This window comes from Iodobacter violaceini, from assembly GCF_011601265.1.
Classification (GTDB): Bacteria; Pseudomonadota; Gammaproteobacteria; order Burkholderiales; family Chitinibacteraceae; genus Iodobacter; species Iodobacter violaceini.
This window is the reverse complement of the sequence record NZ_JAAOLX010000005.1, coordinates 72,078-92,946: the sequence shown is the minus strand read 5'-3', so window position 1 is coordinate 92,946 and position 20,869 is coordinate 72,078. Positions and strand designations below refer to the sequence as shown.

The window sequence follows — 20,869 nt, the reverse complement described above, 5'->3', positions numbered from 1 at the left end:
CTCATTCACTGAGAAGGAAGTTGGCGATGGCTTCAGATAAGCGATGGGGCTCAAATTTTGCTACATAGCCATCTACACCCACGGATTGCCCAAGTTTTTGGTTTGAAGCGCCGGATAATGAGGAGTGCATCAGCACTGGAATACCGGCAAATCGCGGATCGCTCTTAATGAGTTTTGTGAGCATATAGCCATCCATTTCTGGCATTTCCACATCGGTAAGAACCAGCTGCACCATATCTTTTACAACTTTACCCTGCAGATCAGCAGATTGCGCAATACGCTGCAATTCATCCCATGCACGTTTTCCATTGATAGTTGATATGTGCTTGATTTTCATTGCATCAAGCGTCATTTCAATCTGCCGCCGTGCAACAACGGAATCATCGGCAAGGAAAACTGTTTTTGTGGTTAAACTTTTATCCTGAATAATCGTGTCAGGATCAATTCTGTCTGATCCGGGAATCGATTCAGCAAGTACCTTTTCAACATCCATCATCATCACAAGCTTGTTGTTTTCAAGCTCGGTTACAGCGACAACTAAGCCTCCCATTTGCGACATCAGCATATCAGGCGGCACACGCATCTGAGACCAGTCAAGCCGCAAAATGGTATCTACTGCTTCAACCAGAAAGCCTTGTGTATGACCGTTGTATTCTGAAACGATCATAATTTCAGGCCGCGTTGAGGTCGATATACCCGCATATCGTGCAAGATCAATAACGGGAACTAAGGTGCCCCGTAAGCTGACCATGCCCTCAATGGAAGGAGGCATATCAGGCGCCTTCGTGATTTCAGGCGTTCGCATGACTTCCCGAACTTTGAAGACATTAATGGCGAAATTTTCCCTCCGGCCGGTTCGCTCATCCTGTCCGAGAGTAAATAAGAGAATTTCCAGCTTGTTGGTACCAGCAAGCTTTGTACGAGCATCAATATTTTTTAATAAGTCAGACACGGAGTGGCTCCAAGCTGCGTTTAAGTATTCTTAACCGACTGTGTGTAGGGGTGGAACATTTAGGAAGCAGCTGTACAAACACAATAAAGAAGCGATTATAGCCGTAAGACAGGAACTAAATAAACTTTCACTAATATTATGACTGAGTTTACGAATTTGTGGGTAGATCATTATTTTGCTCAACTGTCTAGTCACTTTATAATGTAAAAACAAAAAAGCAACAAGAAAGGTGTTATATGCCGAATCCCAAAATGGCTATTGATCCCCGTGAGTTAGAAAGTGCTTTTTCACTTTTTACTGAAGCATCAAATCAGCTTAGTCTCGCGTACGCAGATTTGCAGCAGCAAGTTGTTTCTCTTACCGGTCAATTGGAAATTGCCAATGGCAATTTACGAAGGGAGCTGGATGAGAAGGCGGCATTATCAAGGCGTTTATCTGTATTACTGGAGCGATTGCCAGGAGGCGTGGTTGAATTAAATGAGCAGGGGGTTGTGGTTGAATTGAATCCTGCAGCACGTTCAATGATGCAGAATCTGTCACTTGGCTGCGTGTGGCAGGAATATATTGGCGGCTTTTTACAGCCCACAAATGTACCTGACCTGTGGCTGTCTCAATCCTCAAAAGGGGAGCGAAGACTCAGTATTGTTGTGAATAATATGCCAGGTGAATTTGGGAAAATCATGCTGGTGCATGATATTAGTGATACTTGGGAATTACAGCGGGCATTAACGCAACACAAACGCCTGGCAGCGATGGGGGAAATGGCCGCGGGGCTGGCGCATCAATTACGTACCCCTTTGGCGACAGCCCTCTTGTATTCAACACACCTAGCCAAACCTGCATTAAGTGACAGCGACCGGCATAAATTCGGGCAAAAAAATTTAGCCCGCTTAAGACATCTGGAAGTACTGATTCAAAATATGCTGAGCTTTGTGCGCGGGCATGAGGTGCCTGCGGAGCCAGTTATCCTCTCGGGTTTACTGAGGGAAGCGCAGCAATTAATGCTGCCGCAGCTGCAGGCACAGGACATGAATTGTGTTTTAGATTTGCCGCTGGAGTACGAACATTTGGTTGTTAATGCCAATCATAAAGAGCTTTTGGGTTGTGTGACCAATTTGATTGATAATGCAAGGCTTGCCTCAAAGCCCGGAGATGTGATCGAACTCTTTTTATCTGCACGGGAAAATATGGCGGAGCTGAGGGTGGAAGATCATGGCTGTGGCATGTCTTCAGAGGTGCAGGAGCGTTTATTTGAGCCCTTTTTTACCACCAGAAAAGAAGGTACAGGGCTGGGACTGGCGATTGTCAGCAATTTGCTGGCTCGCTTAGGCGGAGAGATTGGCGTAAATTCCAACCTTGGAACCGGTAGTTCGTTTACGATACGGTTGCCAGTTTTGTATTGCCCGACTAAGGTATGAAAGCAAGACCACTTATTTAACTTTCTCATATCTTGTTTTTTTGTTGTGATTTTAAACATGTAACTTTCATGGAGTTGAGGTTTGTATGACGCCAACTGTGCAGATTGAAGGGGATGTGGGCCGTGTAGTCCTCTCCGGACAGTTCGATTTCAGCGCCCACCGCGAGTTTCGCCAGGTATGTGAAACGCTGATTAGTAACCCAGGCATTAAAGAAGTCCTCGTTGACTTTCAAAACGTAAATTATCTGGACAGCTCCGCGCTTGGTATGTTGTTGTTACTTAAAGAAAAAATTGGTGCTGCCAGTAAGAGTTTAGCCTTGGTGAACTGTAGGGATTCGGTCAAACAGGTATTGGATATTGCCTGCTTTGGTAAGATTTTTATCATACGTTGAAGCGTGCAATGAAAATTCTGGTCGTTGACGATACTGAATCCGTACTCCTGCTCATCTCTCGTTTTGTAGAGGCGTTAGGGCACAAGGCTATTCAGGCTCGCAACGGGCTGGAGGCACTGGAAACCTGGCGGCGGGAAAGGCCTGATCTGGTGCTGATGGACATGATGATGCCTGTCATGTCGGGTTTGGAGGCGGCTGTAGCGATAAAGCATGAGGCACATGAAACGTGGGTGCCGATTGTTTTTGTTACAGGAGTCGGGGAAGAAAACAAGCTTGCTGAGGCGATTGAGCAGGGGGCGGATGATTACATCAATAAACCTGTTAATTTTCGTGTGCTTGAAGCCAAGTTAAAAGCATTTAGCCGTACCTTAGAATTAAATCGAAAAGTCAGAGAGCAATCTCTTAAATTGGCAGATTACTATGATCGTGCAGAAGAAGAAAAACGCGTGGTCAGCCATTTAATGGAGCAAATGGTCAATGCCGAATTGCTTTATGATCCCCAGTTTGAATACTATCTGTCCCCTGCGGAAAGTCTGTCAGGCGATTTAATCGCTGCGGCCAGAACGCCTGGTCAGGCTTTATATCTGATGCTGGCAGATGGTATTGGTCACGGGCTGACCGCCGCACTGAATGTATTGCCCCTCACTCAGCCTTTTTATACGATGACCGAAAAAGGCTATACCATCTCCGATATTTTAATTGAAATGAATAATAAAGTGAGACAAGTTCTGCCCATAGGGCGATTTGTTGCACTGGTTCTTATTTCAATTGACGAATCAGCAGGCTGTATTGAGGTGTGGAACGGAGGGATGCCCTCGGTTCACGTGATATCCCCTCTGGGCGAAATAAAACACACCTGGAAATCATCGCATTTACCCCTTGGTATTGTGCCTACAAACTCGATGGACGTGATGACGGATCGTTATTATTTTAACGAGCCTGCATGCCTTGCCGCTTATTCAGACGGCCTGATTGAGGCAAGGCACTCCAGCAAAGGCGATTATGGTTTAGAGCGGCTGCTGCAGGTCCTGGCTGAAGCACCCGCCGATCAGCGGCTGCAGCATGCAAAAAATGATTTAGCCCGCTTTCTGGATGGAGAGGCTCATCATGATGATATTTCTCTGGTGCTTGCCTATTTTGGTGACAGGCCAATTGCAAGGTCTAAAGAGCGCATCACTGCGGTTGTGGAAGAAGTGAATATTTCGACACTGGCTGCATTAGGAGAAAGTGCCTGGAGATACAGTGTTGCACTGGGGGTGGATGAAATCCGGCATATCAATACCGTGCCCTTTATGATGAATTTTATTGGCGGCGTAAGATCACTGGCATACAGCCAGTCTGATGTTTTTCTGATACTGACCGAGCTGTTTGTCAACGCACTTGATCATGGCGTTTTGGGCCTTAATTCGGCAATGAAACGTGGTGCAGACGGAATGGAGCAGTATTTATGCGAACGGGCCAATCGTTTGGAAATGCTGACTGAAGGCCGGATAGAAATTGATTTAACCGGATTACATCATGATGGCAAAGATGTTTTAAGAATACGGGTTAAAGACAGTGGCCCTGGTTTTGACTGGTCGCAGCTTTGTTCAGGTGATGTAGAATTAAGTCACCATTTGGCTTTTGGCCGTGGAATTGCATTGGTGCGCTCGCTCTGTGCTTCAGCCCAATATCATGGCACGGGCAATGAAGTTGTTGCTTACTATATTCCTCGTACAGAAACCGTATAAATTGCCATCTATCTTTTTTTAGCTCCCTTTATTTCCTCGTTTACAAATTGAAGTCATCTTTCGGCCACAAATAATGTGGTTTTTTGTTTTATTGATCCGATCTCCTGCCTGTCCCCTCCGCTTATATTCCTTCTATACCTGCTTCATTAATCGGTCCTGTATGGTTTTGGTTTCAATTCCTGCAGGATAAGCTATCTTTATTAAATGCAGAAGGAGGCATTTTGTTATTGATAGCCGGTATTAAATCTGAGGTTTTTTATGCCTAAAAAGTCCCTTCATCTATTGATTCTCTTCGCCGTTTTTGTAAGCGTAGTGGTGATAATGATTGTATGGAGTAATACATCTCCATGGTTATTTACTGCCTGCGGTTTAATTGCAGCCTGGGGGCCGTTACTTATTTTGAAATTTACAGAACATACTCCTGCAATAGTGAAAGAAGCGGCACAGTATCAAGACCTTCATCATATGGGGGGCTCCTTACAAAAACAATCTGATATGTGTCTTTTTTCCGCATCGCAATTGCAGCTGGCAGATGATGAGATGAAGCGGGCAGTAGAGATTTTTGCCGATGCAATTCCTGCGTTACTAAATGGTTTTGTTGAAATTGCGGATCAATCACGCTTACAAAAAGAAATGGCAGAGTCACTTTTTAAACATACAGCAGGTGAGGGAAGTGGCAGTTTTGAAGCTTTTGTAACAGAAACATCTGAAATTTTGACGGTTTTTGTAGAAAGTATTATTTCCAATTCTTACACCGCGATGGGGTTGGTGGATCAAATGGAAAAGGTAGGAAAAGTGGTGGAGGAGGTGCTGGGGGTTTTAAATGAAATTGAATCAATTGCTAAGCAGACTAATTTATTAGCTTTAAATGCCGCGATTGAGGCGGCCAGGGCTGGTGAGGCTGGCAGGGGCTTTGCAGTGGTCGCTGATGAGGTGAGGGCGCTTTCAATGCGCACCAATCACTTTAGTCGGCAGATTCGCGGTAATGTCCGGCAAATTCATGAATCAGTATCTATAGCAGAGGAGGCAATTATGAAATTGGCTTCTCAGGATATGAGTAAATCAATGCAGTCAAAGGTGCAAGTAGAGAAAACAATGGCTGGCATTGGGGATATGAATAAAAACGTTGAGACGGTTGTGAATGAATTAGCCCAAATTGCGAATCAGGTGGAGCATGGGGTTTCTAATGCGGTCCGGGGCTTACAGTTTCAGGATTTGGTCAATCAGCTTTTATTACATGCGAAAGGCCGCGTTGCCGCTCAGTCTGAAATACAGGAAGCACTGGCATTAATTTATGGCTATATTGCAAATCAGAAAAACCCGGTTAAGGCTTGGAAAGAAAAAATAGCAGAATTACAAGCACTTGGCGAGCGCTCCATATTGCTGGCTGATGCATTGCATAAAAATCCAGTCGCCCAGGAAAGTATGAGTAGTGGCGATATCGATTTATTTTGATGATTTCATTGTAATACCCTGCTGAGGTCTTTTTTGCATAGATTCCTTTAATAGAAATGTAAAGGTTGAATGCTTGATTTTTTAAACACGTGTATAGCGATTAATACATAGTTGGAGGGAATATGGCTAAAAAGATTCTGACCGTTGATGATTCTGCATCGATTCGGCAAATGGTGGTGTTTACCCTGAAAAGTGCAGGTTACGATGTGGTTGAGGCCAGTGATGGAAATTTAGGCGTTCAGCAGGCAAAAAAAATGCAGGTTGATTTAATTCTGACCGATCAGAATATGCCCGGCATGGATGGCCTGACCCTGATAAAAACGCTGCGTGCTACGCCACAATATAAAACTATTCCCATGCTTATGCTCACGACCGAATCGAGCGACGCCATGAAAATGCAGGGCAAAACGGCAGGTGCAACAGGTTGGTTGGTAAAACCATTTGACCCTCAGAAATTACTCGAAGTGGTACGCAAAGTGATTGGTTAGTTGTAAAACCCAGCTTGCCACTGAAGGAGGGGGTATGGCGATCGATATGAGCCAGTTTATTGCAGTTTTCTTTGATGAAGCTGCAGAGCATCTTGCAACAATGGAATCCATTTTGCTTAAGCTCAGCCTAGATGAGCCGGATAGTGAAGATTTAAATGCCATTTTTCGTGCGGCTCATTCGATTAAAGGCGGAGCAGCTACCTTCGGTTTTACCGATTTAGCGGGCGTCACTCATATTCTTGAAAACCTGCTGGATAGAATTCGTAAAAATGAGCTCGATCTTCGGGCGGATATGATCGATGTGTTTTTGCGCAGCGGCGACGTACTGCAAAATATTCTGGCCGCTCACCGCGATGGGGGTGTTGCAGATTTAGAGGCAGCCAAAGAGATTACCTGCTTACTTGAAAAGTTTGCGAATGAATCGGGGGGGGATGAGGCGCAAGCAGTTAATGCCGCACCAGATAGTCATAATGGCTTGCAAATTATTATTTCTGCTGGCGGGCAGTTTGATCATTCTTCTGTCATGCATGCTTTGCAGGGGTACGGGGAAGTACGCTCCTGTATTGAAGGCGGGGCTGAAAGCGATTGGATCTATCAGATTGTGACTCAGGCTTCGTCACAAGAAATTATCGCTACTCTGGCTTTTGCAGTAGAGCACTCACGTATTCAAATTATTCAGCCAGAAATTTCTGCATCCTCTGCCAAGCCGAGCGATGGTGATGGCTATGGTTTTTTCACCGATGATGAGCCGGTTAAACCTGCCGGATTAGAAGACGGTGATGGTTATGGCTTTTTTAGCGATGATAAGCCCGCAGCTGGCAGCCAGGATGGTGAGGGCTACGGTTTCTTTACGGATATTGCTCCTCCGCCAGCCCCTGCTGAAACGGTGACGGATGGTGCAGGTTATGGCTTTTTTGAGCCCCGCCCAAAGGTGCTTGCCCCTGCAGGTGTTGCTGTGGAAGTGGTTAAAGTTGCAGAGGTGAAAACAGAAGAGGCAGAGCCTCAGACGGCTAAGTCTAAAGCTTCTTCAGGTGCTGCGGCCAAGCCCGCTGCTGCTGCAGATACTTCGATTCGTGTTAGCGTAGAAAAAGTAGATCAATTGCTTAATTTAGTGGGTGAGTTAGTCATCACCCAATCGATGCTGGTACAAACTGCTCTGAATCTGGATCCGGTACTGCATGAAAATATGCTTTCAGGTGTCGGGCAGTTAGAGCGCAATACCCGTGAGCTGCAAGAATCGGTCATGTCGATTCGCATGATGCCTATTTCCTTTGTATTCAGCCGCTTCCCTCGCCTCGTCAGAGATTTAGCAGGCAAATTAAATAAAAAAATTGAATTAAAACTCATTGGCGAAAGCACAGAATTAGATAAAGGGTTTATTGAAAAACTATCAGATCCTTTAACTCACCTGGTGAGAAACAGCTTAGATCATGGAATTGAATTACCAGAGGATCGTATCGCTAAAGGTAAATCCCCAACTGGAACGCTGACATTAAGAGCGTTTCATCAGGGGGGGAATATTGTGATTGAGGTGGCTGATGATGGCGCAGGATTAAATCGCGAGCGTATTTTAGCCAAAGCGCGTGAGCGCGATATTCCGGTTAGCGATGCCATGACCGATAGTGAAGTATGGCTGCTGATCTTTGAGGCGGGCTTTTCTACTGCGGCGCAGGTGACTGATGTATCCGGCCGGGGTGTGGGAATGGATGTGGTGCGGCGGAATATTCAATCCATGGGCGGGCGGATTGAAATCAGCTCTATGTACGGAATTGGCTCAACTATGAGTATTCGATTGCCGCTGACTTTAGCTATTTTAGATGGAATGTCTATTTCTGTTGGCGAAGAGATTTATTTAATTCCACTCGCTTTTATTATTGAATCCTTGCAGCCCCGGCCCGATGAAGTAAAAACAATGGCAGGCAAAGGCAGGGTGATTAATGTACGTGGCGAATATCTGCCTTTAATCGCACTGCATGAAATATTTAATGTGCCGCCTAAAGTGACTCAGTTTCATGAAGGCCTGGTCATTATATTAGAAGCAGAAGGTGAGAAAGTCGCCATGTTTGTTGATGATTTATTAGGCCAGCATCAGGTGGTGGTTAAAAACCTGGAAACAAATTATCGAAAAGTTCCCGGGGTGGCGGGTGCCACCATTATGGGTGATGGCCACGTTGCATTTATTCTGGATGTAGCCCAGCTGGTGCATATTAGTCAGGGGCTTTCGCGGGCTGTTGCTTAAGTGTTTCTGATCGCATTCATTTAATAGAGGACTGAAGATGGATAATGGTTTGGATCACCCGGATGCCGCTCGCGAGATTTTGGTTTTTGCATTAGGCAGCGAAGAGTACGGCATTGATATTTTAAAGGTGCAGGAAATTCGTGGCTATGATGCAGTAACAAGCATCGCAAATGTGCCTGCATTTATTAAGGGCGTTATTAATTTACGTGGCAATATTGTGCCTATTGTTGATTTAAGAATTAAGTTTGGTCTGGGCAATATTATGTATGACCATTTCACCGTAGTCATTATTCTGAATGTGGCTAATCGGACGGTAGGTATTGTAGTAGATGGTGTTTCTGATGTTTTAACTTTGGCGGCTAATCACGTTAAACCGGCTCCGGAATTTGGTGCGGTTCTCGATACTGCCTATATACAGGGATTAGGCACTTTAGAGGAGCGCATGATTATCCTCGTTGATATTGAGAAGCTAATGACCAGCAGCGATATGTCATTGGTGGATCATGTTGCCGTAACCGCTTAATTGATGATTTAAGGAGCGTACTATGTTTAATCTCTTTTCAGATCCGGCCAAAGAAGAAGCAAGCAGAAAGCAGATTCTGAGTTTGCAGGATGAAGTGCAGGAATTAAGAGCCAGAGCCATGAAGGCAGAGCTTGCATTTGATCCGCTTAAAGAAGAAGCTTCTAAAAAGCAAGTTTTAAGCCTGCAGGAGGAGTTGCAGGAATTTAAAGCTAAAATGAATGCAATTGAAAGATCGCAGGCTGTGATTGAATTCGATCTTAATGGGAAAATACTGACAGCAAATGATAATTTTTTAAATTGTCTGGGCTATCGGTTAAGTGAAATAAAAGATCAGCACCATAGTATATTTGTTGATCCTGTTCAAAGACAGTCTTCTGAATACATCGCTTTTTGGGATAAATTGCGGCGCGGAGACTTTGATTCGGGTGTTTATAAACGAATCAGCAAGAGTGGGAAAATGGTATGGATTCAGGCCAGCTATAACCCTGTATTTGATGCAAATGGAAAACCTTATAAAGTTATTAAATTTGCTGCTGATATGACGCAAGCAGTTGAAAGTGCAAATTTAAAATCCGCTTTAGATGTTGCATCTACCAATGTCATGATGGCAGATGAAAGTTATAATATTATTTATACCAATGCCTCTATGGAGGCCATGCTCAGTAAGGCTGAGAGTGATATTCGCAAAGATTTACCTGCTTTTTCTGCTGCTAAAGTATTGGGCAGCAGTATTGATGTGTTTCATAAAAGTCCGGCATTTCAGCGCAATATGCTGACCGGTTTAAGCGCGGTGCATGAAACACAATTGGAATTAGGCGGACGGACTTTCAGGCTTTTGGTAACGCCTGTTTTTTCTGCAAGCAGGGCAAGGATAGGTACGGTAGTGGAATGGCAGGACAGAACTGAGTCGCTGGCTATGGCTAATAAGGCCAGCCTGCTTGCGGCAAGTAATTCACGGATTAAGTCTGCATTAGATAGTGTGGCTTCTAATGTGATGATTGCTGATAACGATAGAAACATTATTTATACGAATAAAGCCGTAATGGATATGTTATCTGTTGCTGAGGCGGATATTCGTAAAGATCTGCCTCAGTTCAGCGCAAGACAGTTGCAGTCTGGTGAGGTAAATGTAGATATATTCCATAAAAACCCGGCACATCAAAAAGATATGCTGGCTAATTTACGTGGCGTATATAAAACACGAATTGTTGTTGGCGGGCGTACATTTGGTTTAATTGCCTCTCCGGTGCTTGATGAAGAAAATAACCGTTTGGGCACAGTGGTGGAATGGCAGGATTTATCGGCTGAATTGCATGCCCAGGCTGTAGAAGAAAAACGTCAGGAAACTGAGCGAAAAATCAGCGCAGATAATAGCCGGATTAAAGCTGCTCTGGATGGTTGTACAACAAATGTAATGATCGCTAATAATGAGCGTGAAATTATTTATATGAATAAGTCGGTCAGCTCTATGCTGAGCGCAGCACAAAATGAATTGCGTAAAGTATTGCCCCAGTTTGATGTCAGTAAATTGATTGGCCAGAATGTGGATGTATTCCATAAAAATCCGGCACATCAGCGCGATATGCTGGCGAATTTACGTGGTACATATACCACTGAAATTGTGGTGGGCGGGCATACATTTAAATTGGTAGCAAATCCGGTTCATGACGAGCAGGGTGTGCGCCAGGGTACGGTTGTGGAGTGGCTTGACCGCACTATAGAAGTAGCGGTTGAGTCAGAAATTGCGGGCATCGTAGAGGCTGCTGCAATACATGGTGATTTCTCTAAACGTGCCTCACTGGAAGGTAAGGAAGGCTTTACCCTCAAACTGTGCGAAGGTATGAATCAGCTGATGTCTTCTAATGAAAAGGGCCTTGCTGATGTGGTGCGGGTATTGGGAGCACTGGCTCGAGGCGATTTGTCTGAAACGATTAATGATGATTACAAAGGCACACTGGGGCAATTAAAAGATGATTGCAATTTAACCGGTGAGCGCTTATCTGAAATCGTTATGCAAATTAAAGATTCGGTTGGCCTGATTAATACCGCATCACAGGAAATTGCTGCAGGTAATAACAATTTGTCCAGCCGTACCGAGCAACAGGCAGCAAGTCTTGAGGAAACGGCCTCCAGCATGGAAGAGCTGACGGGCACGGTGAAACAAAATGCTGAAAACGCCAGACAAGCCAATCAGTTGGCTATTGGCGCGTCAGATATCGCTGTCAAAGGCGGCGGGGTTGTTGAGCAAGTCGTTTCTACGATGTCCGAGATCAATAACAGTGCCAAAAAGATTGTTGATATTATTTCTGTGATTGATGGCATTGCCTTCCAGACCAATATTCTGGCTCTGAACGCTGCAGTTGAAGCGGCAAGGGCGGGCGAGCAGGGCAGGGGCTTTGCGGTGGTGGCCAGCGAGGTACGTAATCTGGCACAGCGCTCTGCCGCAGCCGCTAAGGAAATTAAATCGCTGATTGGCGATTCGGTTGTGAAGGTTGAATCGGGCTCACGTTTGGTGGATGAAGCCGGGCGCACCATGCAAGAGGTGGTGACTGCTGTTCGCCGTGTAACCGATATCATGAGTGAAATTTCCGCTGCCAGTGCAGAGCAAAGCTCGGGGATTGAGCAGGTCAATCAGGCTGTGGTGCAGATGGACGAAAACACTCAGCAAAATGCTGCTCTTGTTGAAGAGGCCGCAGCCGCTGCCGAGAGTCTTGAAGAGCAGGCGGGCAGCCTGGCTGATGCCATCGCTGTGTTTAAAGTGGGGGCGGCTTATCAGCATGCAGGCGTCGCCACGAAACAGCTGGCCGCGCCGCGTAGTAGTGCACCAGTGGCACGCTCTCCTCAGATCAGCCGTACACCTGCACCGCAAAAGTCAGGCAGTACCGGTAAAAAATTGCCAGGACCTACTGCGGATGATGGTGATTGGGAAGAGTTTTAATCTGATTTGGCCTGAGGGCTGCGGGGCTTAAAAACCCGCGAGGGGCACGGTTTGAGGCAGGTTTCACGGGTTTTTGAGGCGAATCGTTTACTGAGAAAATGTGTGAAATCTGGCCTTATCCGGCGGGGCCTCAAGCGGTATTAAGCCCGCAAGTCTTTCGGAGGGCAGATTATGCAGATCTGCCTTTTTTAATTCAGCCATTCAGGCCTTGGTATCGTGCCCTGATACAAGAAAGTACAAATGGCCGGCTGTAAATCCCGTCGCGATAAAATGAGTTTGCCAATATGAGCAATGAGCGAGAGCAAGATTTTATATTTACCGATGCAGATTTTCGCCGGGTTGTGAATATCATTTATGCCCGGGCGGGAATACGCTTAAATGAAAGTAAGCAATCCATGGTATACAGCCGTTTAGCACGGCGTTTAAGAGCGCTGAATTTAGAAAAATTTAGTGATTACCTGAATTTTCTGGAGGCAGAACCAAAGCACGAAGAATGGCAACAATTTACAAATGCTTTGACGACTAATTTAACTTTTTTTTTCAGAGAAAAACATCATTTTGAAATGCTCACTGATCAGCTGCATAAATTACATGGCCCGGTGCGCATTTGGTGCTCTGCATCGAGTACCGGAGAAGAACCGTATTCCTTGGCAATGACAGCAGTGGAGGCTTATGGCAGGCTCAGGCCTGAGGTAGAGATTATTGCATCTGATTTAGATACTCATGTATTGTCTAAAGCGAAAAATGGCATATATTCAATGGATAAATTAGATAAAGTTTCCCCTGAAAGATGCAAAACTTTCTTTCTGAAAGGCAAAGGTGAAAACATCGGGCAGGCCAGGGTCAGAAAAGAATTAAGAGAAATGATCGAATTTAAACAAATTAATTTATTGGCGCATTCATGGCCTTTAACACCTTATTTTGATGCGATTTTTTGCAGAAATGTCATGATTTATTTTGATCAGGCAACCCAGCGGGTCATGCTGGAAAAAATGGGCAGGCTATTAAAACCGAATGGCTTATTGTATGTGGGCCATTCAGAAAACCTGCATCATATGTCCGAGTGGTTTCACTCCTGCGGTAAAACGGTCTATCGGCTTACCGATAAAGCCATTCATGAGTGGGGATTGTCAAAATGAGTAAGGGCTATGAGGAGGTATTGGCACCCACTCTTTACTTTGATAAAAGTTTTGATATTGATGCTGCAAAGCTTTTGCCTGGTGAATATTATGTAACCGGGCGGAATATGCTTCTTGTCACTGTGCTGGGTTCATGTGTGGCCGCGTGTATCCGGGATAGAAAAACAGGTGTGGGTGGCATGAATCACTTTATGCTGCCAGAGGCTGCCGACGAGGCAACGGCAATGGCGGGTCTGGCAACACGCTATGGCACTTATGCAATGGAAATGCTGATTAACCAAATTATGAAAATGGGCGGATCTAAAAGCTCATTAGAAGCAAAGGTTTTTGGCGGCGGCAATGTATTGAGAGGTTTTACTGTATCTAATATTGGGCAGAAAAATGTTGATTTTGTCCGCTCATTTCTGGATCTGGAAAGAATACCCGTTGTGTCGGAAGATTTGCTGGATATATTTCCGCGTAAAGTTTATTTTTTTCCGCAAACAGGACGGGTATTGGTTAAAAAATTAAAAGCCGTACACAACAATACAATTGTTGACCGGGAAAAAGATTACAGCTCAAGATTGCAATATGCTAAGCAGGGTGGAGATGTTGATCTGTTTTAATTGCGGAAATTAAATCATGAAAAAAAAGGTCCGGGTGATTGTCATTGATGATTCCGCTTTAATGAGGAATCTGCTTACAGAAATTATTAATGAAGCACCTGATTTAGAGTGTGTGGCCACAGCACCTGATCCGCTTATTGCAAGAGAAAAAATTCGTGAGCTTAATCCTGATGTCATTACGCTTGATATCGAAATGCCTAAAATGGATGGGCTGGAATTTCTTGAAAGGCTGATGCGGCTTAAACCCACGCCGGTGATTATGATATCCTCTTTAACTGAACAGGGTTCAGAAGCGGCTCTCCGCGCCCTGGAATTGGGGGCGGTTGATATTATTGCCAAGCCAAAATTGGATATTGTGCGTGGGATTCAAGGATATGCCGATGATATTCGGGAAAAAATACGTTGCGCAGCGGGGGCAAAAGTGAAGCCAATGTTCAGCAGCAATGTCATGCCAAATAATTCGGCGGATGTGGTTCTTCCAAAAGTATCCCGGCCGATTTTAAAAACTGAAAAACTGATTATCGTTGGTGCGTCAACGGGGGGGACTGAGGCCCTTAAAGAGTTCTTAATGCCGATGCCGCCTGATGCTCCGGCTATTCTGATTGCCCAGCATATGCCAGAGATGTTTACCAAGTCTTTTGCTAACAGGCTGAATACCCTGTGCAGCATTACGGTTAAAGAAGCCGAGCATGGTGAGCGGGTATTGCCAGGGCATGCCTATATTGCTCCGGGGCATTCCCATCTTTTATTGGGTGTATCCGGGGCGAACTATGTTTGCCACCTGTCGCAGGGGGAAACCGTAAACCGCCATCGCCCTTCTGTTGATGTGTTGTTCAGGTCTGTAGCTAATCTGGCAGGGAAAAACGCAATTGGCGTGATTCTGACGGGCATGGGCAAAGATGGTGCGGCCGGGATGCTGGAGATGAAGCAGGCGGGGGCCTATAACTATGCACAGGATGAAGCTTCGTGTGTGGTGTTTGGTATGCCCAAAGAAGCAATTGCGCTGGGTGGTGTGCATGAAGTGCTGCCACTGAAAGAAATCTCTGGCCGGGTGCTGGCTTTTCTAACCCTGCACGGCGGGCGTAATGTACGAATTTGAAAGTGATATGCCAGATGAATTTAGCAATATTAATTGTTGAAGATGATGATAGTTTAAGAGAAGCGCTGGCTGATACGCTGGAATTGGGTGGCTACTCGGTGCTTGTGGCTGAAGATGGCAGTGATGCGCTGCAGGTTCTGGCAAACCACCGTGTGGGGCTTGTGCTCTCCGATGTGCAAATGCAGCCTATGGATGGCGAAAGGCTGTTGCAGGAAATTAAGCTGCTCTATCCTTATTTGCCTGTAATTCTAATGACCGCCTATGGGGTGATCGAAAAAGCGGTTGCCGCATTACATTCCGGTGCATGTCATTATCTCCCCAAGCCGTTTGAGCCCGATCGCTTATTGCAGGAAGTAGCGAAATACATGCTGCCGGACAGCGATGATGAAGAGGTGATTGCGGAAGATCCGGCCATGCTCAGTCTTTTAGATATGGCAAGGCGCGTCGCGCTTTCTGATGCCTCGGTCATGATTACGGGTGAATCAGGCACAGGTAAAGAAGTACTGGCGCAATTTTTACATCGCAACAGTGGCAGGGCGGCCCGGCCATTTGTGGCTATTAATTGTGCGGCTATTCCTGAACAACTCTTAGAATCAACATTGTTTGGCCATGAAAAAGGCTCGTTTACTGGTGCTGCAAATCAGCACCTGGGTAAATTTGAGCAGGCCAATGGCGGCACATTATTGCTGGATGAGATATCAGAAATGCCTCTGGCTCTGCAGGCCAAATTACTGCGTGTGCTGCAAGAGCGTGAAGTGGAGCGGGTAGGTGGCAATAAGCCGGTGCAAATTGATATTCGCGTGCTGGCCACGTCGAATCGGGATATGAAGCTGGAAGTGGCTGCCGGGCGTTTTCGTGAGGATTTGTTTTATCGTCTGAATGTTTTTCCTTTGCAGCTTCCCAGCCTTCGTGAGCGCAGCGATGATATTTTGCCGCTGGCTAAAGCGATGCTTGCGAGGCATGCGGCAAGGCAAAAACGGCGCGTACCGGTATTGTCGTGTGCGGCAGAGGCCGCATTGCTTGCTAACGGCTGGGAAGGCAATATTCGCGAATTAGATAATGTGATGCAGCGGGCGCTTATTCTGGCTCCGGGCGATGAAATCGCTGTTGAGCATCTTTATTTGCCGCAAACAGCATCTCTTAAGGCGGCAAATATTGCCGGTGAGACGGTTCCGGCCGATGTTTTGCCGCAGAGCGACGTGCCGGCTGTCGTAAGTGATATCAAAGAGCTGGAGAAAAGACATATATTGGAAACACTCAAGTCGCTGGGTGGTGCGCGCAAATCAACCGCAGAAAAGCTGGGCATGAGTGAAAGAACGTTACGTTATAAATTACAGCAGTATCGTGAACAAAACCCGGATTTATCCATTTGAGTTGAAGGTGGCTCAGGAATTGCTTGCAGTAGCTTAGTCGGAGCACCTACAATTTCAAAACAGGGCATTAGTCCGTTGTTGCCGCTGCCATTTTGGCTTTATTAATGCTTATGGCCGGATCAATTGATTAACTGCTTAAAAGGGGATATAAGTCATGAGCGTGCAAGGAATCGATCAGGTTCTTGGCGAATTAAAAGCAATGTCTGCACTCGCAGGAGGGCAGGCCGCAAACCAGACGCAGCCTGTTGCGGGCGCGCCTGACTTTGCGTCAATGCTTAAGTCTTCTTTGGATCAGGTAAACCAGGTACAGCAAGACGCTCAGGCGCAACAGCTTGCGTTTCAGTCCGGTGCACCAGAAGCCAATCTGCAGGATGTAATGGTATCCTTGCAAAAAGCCAGCCTTTCTTTCCAAACGATGGTGCAGGTACGCAATAAGCTTGTCAGTGCTTATCAGGAAGTCATGAGTATGCAGGTCTGATGCCCCGGCTCTGTCCGGAGCCCCAGCTAGCCTGAGTATTTCGTGAAAGCATTGCTGAAATATTTAGACTAGAATTTAGACAGGCTCATCAAAGCCTGCATGGGATTTCGACGTATGGCAGAGGTAAGTGCAGCGGCAGATAATAATCTGATTACAGCAAGAGGCTTCGGTGTAGCGCGTGAGCGTTTCGCTGCGTTATCCTCTGGGCGAAAGATCGGCCTGATGGTTGCTGTGGCTGCTGTAATTGCATTAATTGTGGGCAATATGCTGTGGTCAAAAGAGCCTGCCTATCGCATTTTGTTTACCAATATTCCGGATAAAGATGGCGGTGCCATCGTTCAATCTCTGCAGCAAATGAATGTGCCCTATAAGCTTGATCCGGGCGGCACTATTTCTGTAGCAGCCGATAAGATTTATGACGTCAGATTAAAACTCGCAGCTCAAGGATTACCTAAATCGGGTAATGCAGGCTTTGAATTACTCGATAATCAAAAATTTGGTGTTTCGCAATTTGCCGAGCAGGTTAATTATCAGCGAGCTATTGAAGGTGAATTAGCCCGCTCAATTGAAACGGTTGCATCCGTCAGCAAAGCGCGCGTGCATTTGGCGATGCCCAAACAGACAGTGTTTTTGCGTGATCAGCAAAAGCCAACGGCATCTGTGATGCTGACTCTTCACCCCGGCCGGATTTTAGATGGCGGGCAGGTGGCAGGGATTATTCATTTAGTATCGTCCAGCGTGCCTGAGCTGCCGATTAAAAACGTAACGATTGTGGACCAGGACGGTAATTTATTATCTAAATTGCCAGAAATGAGCCAGAACAATTTAGATCCGCGGCAATTGCTTTATGTGCAGCATGTGGAAAAAGGCTTTGTTGAGCGTGTTGAAACCATTCTTGCTCCGCTGGTGGGTAAGGAAAATGTAAAAGCCGAAGTGACAGCTCAAATTGATTTTGCCGAAGTTGAGCAAACATCAGAATCCTTTAAACCTAATTCGCCCCCGAACAGCTCGGCCATGCGCAGCCAGCAAACGCTCGATTTACAAGGTAAATCCAGTAATGAATCAGCGGGTGGTGTGCCTGGCGCATTATCAAACCAGCCACCAGGCGCTGCTGCTGCACCTATAACGGCACCTGCAGCATCAGGAGCCTCTGAAGCTGCCGTCACAGGCACTGCCAATAGCCGTAAAGAAGCAACAATTAATTATGAAGTAGATAAAACCATTCAGCATGTGAAACAGCAGGTGGGTGGGGTAAAACGGCTGTCTGCAGCGGTGGTGCTGAACTATAAGCCGGGTAAGGATAAATCCGGAAAGATGACTTATCTGCCGTTCAGCCCGCAAGAAATGACTCAGATTAATAATCTGGTACGGGAAGCGATAGGGTACAACAAGGAGCGTGGTGACTCGGTGAATGTGGTGAATGCTGCATTTGCAGATTCTCTGCCTTTGGAAGAAAAGAAAATACAGGACAAAGCGCTGGCGTATATTCAGACCAATGCCACAGATGTGGGTAAATTAGCGCTGATTGCCGTCGTTGTTCTTTATTTATTGTTCTTTGTGCTGCGGCCATTAATGAAAGATATGGCCAAAACGCGCGAAGAAGCGCGTATTCAGGAGCTGGATTTTGGCGAAACACTTGGGCCTGATGGCGAGAAGCTGAAGGCCGACGAGCAGTCGCCTGAAGAAGACGAAAATCAAAACCGTATGGCCGCCTTTGCCGAGCTGTTGCAGCAGGCTAAAGAGCTGGCTAAAGATGATCCGCGTATGGTTGCGACTATCTTGCGTGAATGGATGCTGAATACCGATGATAAAGGCGGCGGCGATCCGAATAAAAAGCCCTAGTGCAAAACAGTAGTAAAGCAGCCGTATTTTGATATTAAGAGCGCCTTGAGGAGCAAACCATGGCTGCCGATTTAAGTGATGAAGGCGTGCGTAAAAGCGCATTGCTCCTGATGACATTAGGCGAAGATGTTGCCGTTGAAGTATTTAAATTTTTAGGTCCTAAGGAAGTACAGAAGCTGGGCTTTGCAGTGGCAGGAATGGAGGCCGTTAAGCGTGAAGAGATTGACGTGGTGCTGGGGGATTTTATTGCCTCCACGCAAAACCGCGCCAACTTGGGCGCTGCGGATGAGTATATTCGCTCTGTGTTAACCAAAGCTCTGGGTACAGATAAAGCCGCAAATTTGCTCGATCGCATTTTGCAGGGTAATGATAATAATGGGATTGAATCTCTTAAATGGATGGATTCGTCTGCTGTTGCTGAGCTGATTAAAAACGAGCACCCGCAAATTATCGCTACAATTCTGGTGCATCTGGAGTCCGATCAGTCTTCTGAAATTCTGAGTTATTTTGTAGAGCGTCAGCGCAATGATGTGTTGCTGCGGATTGCCACGCTGGAAGGCGTGCAGCCTGTTGCGCTCAAAGAATTAAATGATGTGCTGACCCAATTGATGTCTGGCTCCGATAAGCTGAAAAAGAGCGCCATGGGTGGTGTGCAAATGGCGGCCGATATTCTTAACTTTATGGGTGGCGTGGTTGAAGCCTCGGCCATTGCTAGTGTTCGTGATTACGACCCGGAGCTGGCGCAAAAAATTCAGGACAAAATGTTTACCTTCGACAATATTCTGGATATTGACGATCGCGGTATTCAGCTGTTAATGCGTGAAATTCAATCTGATTCCCTCGTGATTTCGCTCAAGGGCACCAGCCAGGCGCTCAAGGAAAAGATTTTCAAAAATATGTCTTCACGGGCTGCGGAAATGTTGCGCGATGATCTGGAAGCGCGCGGGCCGGTTAAGTTGTCAGAAGTTGAAGCAGAGCAAAAAGAAATCCTTAAAATCGTTCGCCGCTTGGCAGATGAAGGCCAGATTGTGCTGGGCGGTAAGGGTGATGAAGGGTTAGTTGAATAATGGTCTTATCAAAAAGCCGCATTGCTCTGGCAGTGCGGTGCTGCATACTCAGAATATCTGCATACCTGTTAAATTTTTGTCGCGTCGATTTTTTAAATGCTTGCCTTGTTTTTCCAGGGTACTGCGCAGTTTCGGGGCGTCCAGATGAGTAATCCGCGCGTGATTCCACGCGAGCAATTAAGCGCATGGGAAAAATGGGAACTCGCTTCTCTGAATGAGGCTGAGGCGGAAGCCGCAGCGTTAAAGGAAGAGGAAGAGGTTGCAGAGCCTGTGCCAGAAGAATTGGCGGCGCCAGAAGAAGAGGTGTTTTTCGAAGAAGAGCATGAATTAGAGCCGCTCCCCACCGAGCCGGTGGATGTGCCCGATGCCGATGTATCTTTCCCTACTGCAGAAGAGATAGAAGCGATTGTTCAGCGCGCCCAAAGCGAAGGTTTTGAGGCGGGTCTTGAGGCCGGGCGTTTAGTGGCTGAAGACGAAGCAAATCGTTTGCGCTCGGTTTTGGAAAGCGTTGAAAGCACTTTGCAAAAAGCGGAGGCGGCATTATCGAATGAAGTGCTTGATCTGGCCGTGGTGATTGCCCGCCAAATGGTGAGGGACGAGCTGAATCATTCGCCTGAGCGCTTATTGCCTATTTTGCGCGAAGCATTAGCCAGCCTGCCGGCTGCGCGTTCTCCATCGCGTGTGTTTCTGAATCCTGATGATCTTATTGCGGTTGAGGGCATGCTGGGCGGCGATTTGCCTGGCGATACATGGCGTTTATTGCCTGATAAGCAGCTGGAAACTGGAGGCTGCCGGATAGAAACTCCTGATTCTGCGGTTGATTTATCCCTGCCTGTGCGCTGGCAAAATATTCTGCGGGTCTTAGGGCGTGGTGACAGAGCCGACCTTGGCTGGGCCGGACAGTCTGCTGAGCCTGCGCTTGCCCTTGAAAATGAGCCCGCTGAATTGCCTGCTGCCGAAGCTGCACCAGAAGCTGCGCCTTTTTCGCAATTGGATAATCAGCCCGCCTTAGTTCCTGATGAGGAGTCCGAGGCTTCTTCAGAGGGACTTTCAGCAGAGGATTCTGATCCTGCTGCAGAAGAGTCCGCCATTGAATCTGAACATCATGACTGAAGCCTTGCAGGGTTGCAGC

At 46.4% G+C, this 20,869-nt stretch carries 17 protein-coding genes; 16 read left to right on the top strand and 1 reads right to left on the bottom strand.

The window, feature by feature from the left end:
* Position 1 precedes the first annotated feature (1 nt).
* Positions 2 to 952, bottom strand: a complete 951-nt coding sequence (locus HA050_RS10775; protein ID WP_115226713.1) for a chemotaxis protein — start codon at positions 950 to 952, stop codon at positions 2 to 4.
* A gap of 236 nt (positions 953 to 1,188) precedes the next feature.
* Between HA050_RS10775 and HA050_RS10770 the strand changes: the two genes are divergently transcribed.
* From HA050_RS10770 to HA050_RS10695, 16 genes are all read left to right on the top strand, one after another.
* Positions 1,189 to 2,370, top strand: a complete 1,182-nt coding sequence (locus tag HA050_RS10770) for a sensor histidine kinase (RefSeq protein WP_205836408.1) — start codon at positions 1,189 to 1,191, stop codon at positions 2,368 to 2,370.
* An 85-nt stretch (positions 2,371 to 2,455) separates the two neighbouring features.
* Positions 2,456 to 2,761, top strand: a complete 306-nt coding sequence (locus HA050_RS10765) for an STAS domain-containing protein (protein ID WP_099398249.1) — start codon at positions 2,456 to 2,458, stop codon at positions 2,759 to 2,761.
* Between the two features lie 8 nt (positions 2,762 to 2,769).
* Entirely contained in the window at positions 2,770 to 4,491 is a 1,722-nt protein-coding gene (locus HA050_RS10760; RefSeq protein WP_166825688.1) for a fused response regulator/phosphatase, read from the top strand.
* Positions 4,492 to 4,749: 258 nt separating this feature from the next.
* Positions 4,750 to 5,946, top strand: a complete 1,197-nt coding sequence (locus tag HA050_RS10755; RefSeq protein WP_166825685.1) for a methyl-accepting chemotaxis protein — start codon at positions 4,750 to 4,752, stop codon at positions 5,944 to 5,946.
* Between the two features lie 122 nt (positions 5,947 to 6,068).
* Positions 6,069 to 6,434, top strand: coding sequence for a response regulator (locus tag HA050_RS10750; RefSeq protein ID WP_166825683.1), 366 nt, complete (start codon positions 6,069 to 6,071; stop codon positions 6,432 to 6,434).
* 34 nt (positions 6,435 to 6,468) lie between these two features.
* Positions 6,469 to 8,673, top strand: a complete 2,205-nt coding sequence (gene cheA / locus HA050_RS10745; protein WP_166825680.1) for a chemotaxis protein CheA — start codon at positions 6,469 to 6,471, stop codon at positions 8,671 to 8,673.
* A 37-nt stretch (positions 8,674 to 8,710) separates the two neighbouring features.
* On the top strand, positions 8,711 to 9,196 hold the full coding sequence (locus HA050_RS10740) for a chemotaxis protein CheW (RefSeq protein ID WP_115226718.1): 486 nt from the start codon (positions 8,711 to 8,713) through the stop codon (positions 9,194 to 9,196).
* A 22-nt stretch (positions 9,197 to 9,218) separates the two neighbouring features.
* On the top strand, positions 9,219 to 12,134 hold the full coding sequence (locus HA050_RS22345) for a methyl-accepting chemotaxis protein (protein WP_205836407.1): 2,916 nt from the start codon (positions 9,219 to 9,221) through the stop codon (positions 12,132 to 12,134).
* Positions 12,135 to 12,418: 284 nt separating this feature from the next.
* The gene (locus tag HA050_RS10730; protein ID WP_166825677.1) at positions 12,419 to 13,273 is read left to right on the top strand and encodes a CheR family methyltransferase; all 855 of its coding nucleotides are present in this window, start codon (positions 12,419 to 12,421) and stop codon (positions 13,271 to 13,273) included.
* Positions 13,270 to 13,878 (top strand): chemoreceptor glutamine deamidase CheD, encoded by a 609-nt coding sequence (cheD, locus tag HA050_RS10725; protein ID WP_099398241.1) that lies wholly within the window; start codon positions 13,270 to 13,272, stop codon positions 13,876 to 13,878. Before HA050_RS10730 ends, cheD begins: the two co-directional genes overlap by 4 nt.
* A 16-nt stretch (positions 13,879 to 13,894) precedes the next feature.
* Positions 13,895 to 14,977, top strand: coding sequence for a protein-glutamate methylesterase/protein-glutamine glutaminase (locus HA050_RS10720; RefSeq protein WP_166825674.1), 1,083 nt, complete (start codon positions 13,895 to 13,897; stop codon positions 14,975 to 14,977).
* A 14-nt stretch (positions 14,978 to 14,991) separates the two neighbouring features.
* A complete protein-coding gene (locus HA050_RS10715) occupies positions 14,992 to 16,350 on the top strand; it encodes a sigma-54-dependent transcriptional regulator (RefSeq protein ID WP_205836406.1) in 1,359 nt (452 codons plus the stop codon).
* Between the two features lie 154 nt (positions 16,351 to 16,504).
* The gene (fliE, locus tag HA050_RS10710; protein ID WP_115226722.1) at positions 16,505 to 16,828 is read left to right on the top strand and encodes a flagellar hook-basal body complex protein FliE; all 324 of its coding nucleotides are present in this window, start codon (positions 16,505 to 16,507) and stop codon (positions 16,826 to 16,828) included.
* Positions 16,829 to 16,942: 114 nt separating this feature from the next.
* Entirely contained in the window at positions 16,943 to 18,670 is a 1,728-nt protein-coding gene (gene fliF / locus HA050_RS10705) for a flagellar basal-body MS-ring/collar protein FliF (protein WP_166825671.1), read from the top strand.
* Between the two features lie 59 nt (positions 18,671 to 18,729).
* A complete protein-coding gene (gene fliG, locus HA050_RS10700) occupies positions 18,730 to 19,737 on the top strand; it encodes a flagellar motor switch protein FliG (protein WP_166825668.1) in 1,008 nt (335 codons plus the stop codon).
* A 144-nt stretch (positions 19,738 to 19,881) separates the two neighbouring features.
* Positions 19,882 to 20,850 carry a flagellar assembly protein FliH gene (locus HA050_RS10695; RefSeq protein ID WP_166825666.1) on the top strand — a complete coding sequence of 323 codons (969 nt, stop codon included), beginning with the start codon at positions 19,882 to 19,884 and terminating at the stop codon, positions 20,848 to 20,850.
* Positions 20,851 to 20,869 lie beyond the last annotated feature (19 nt).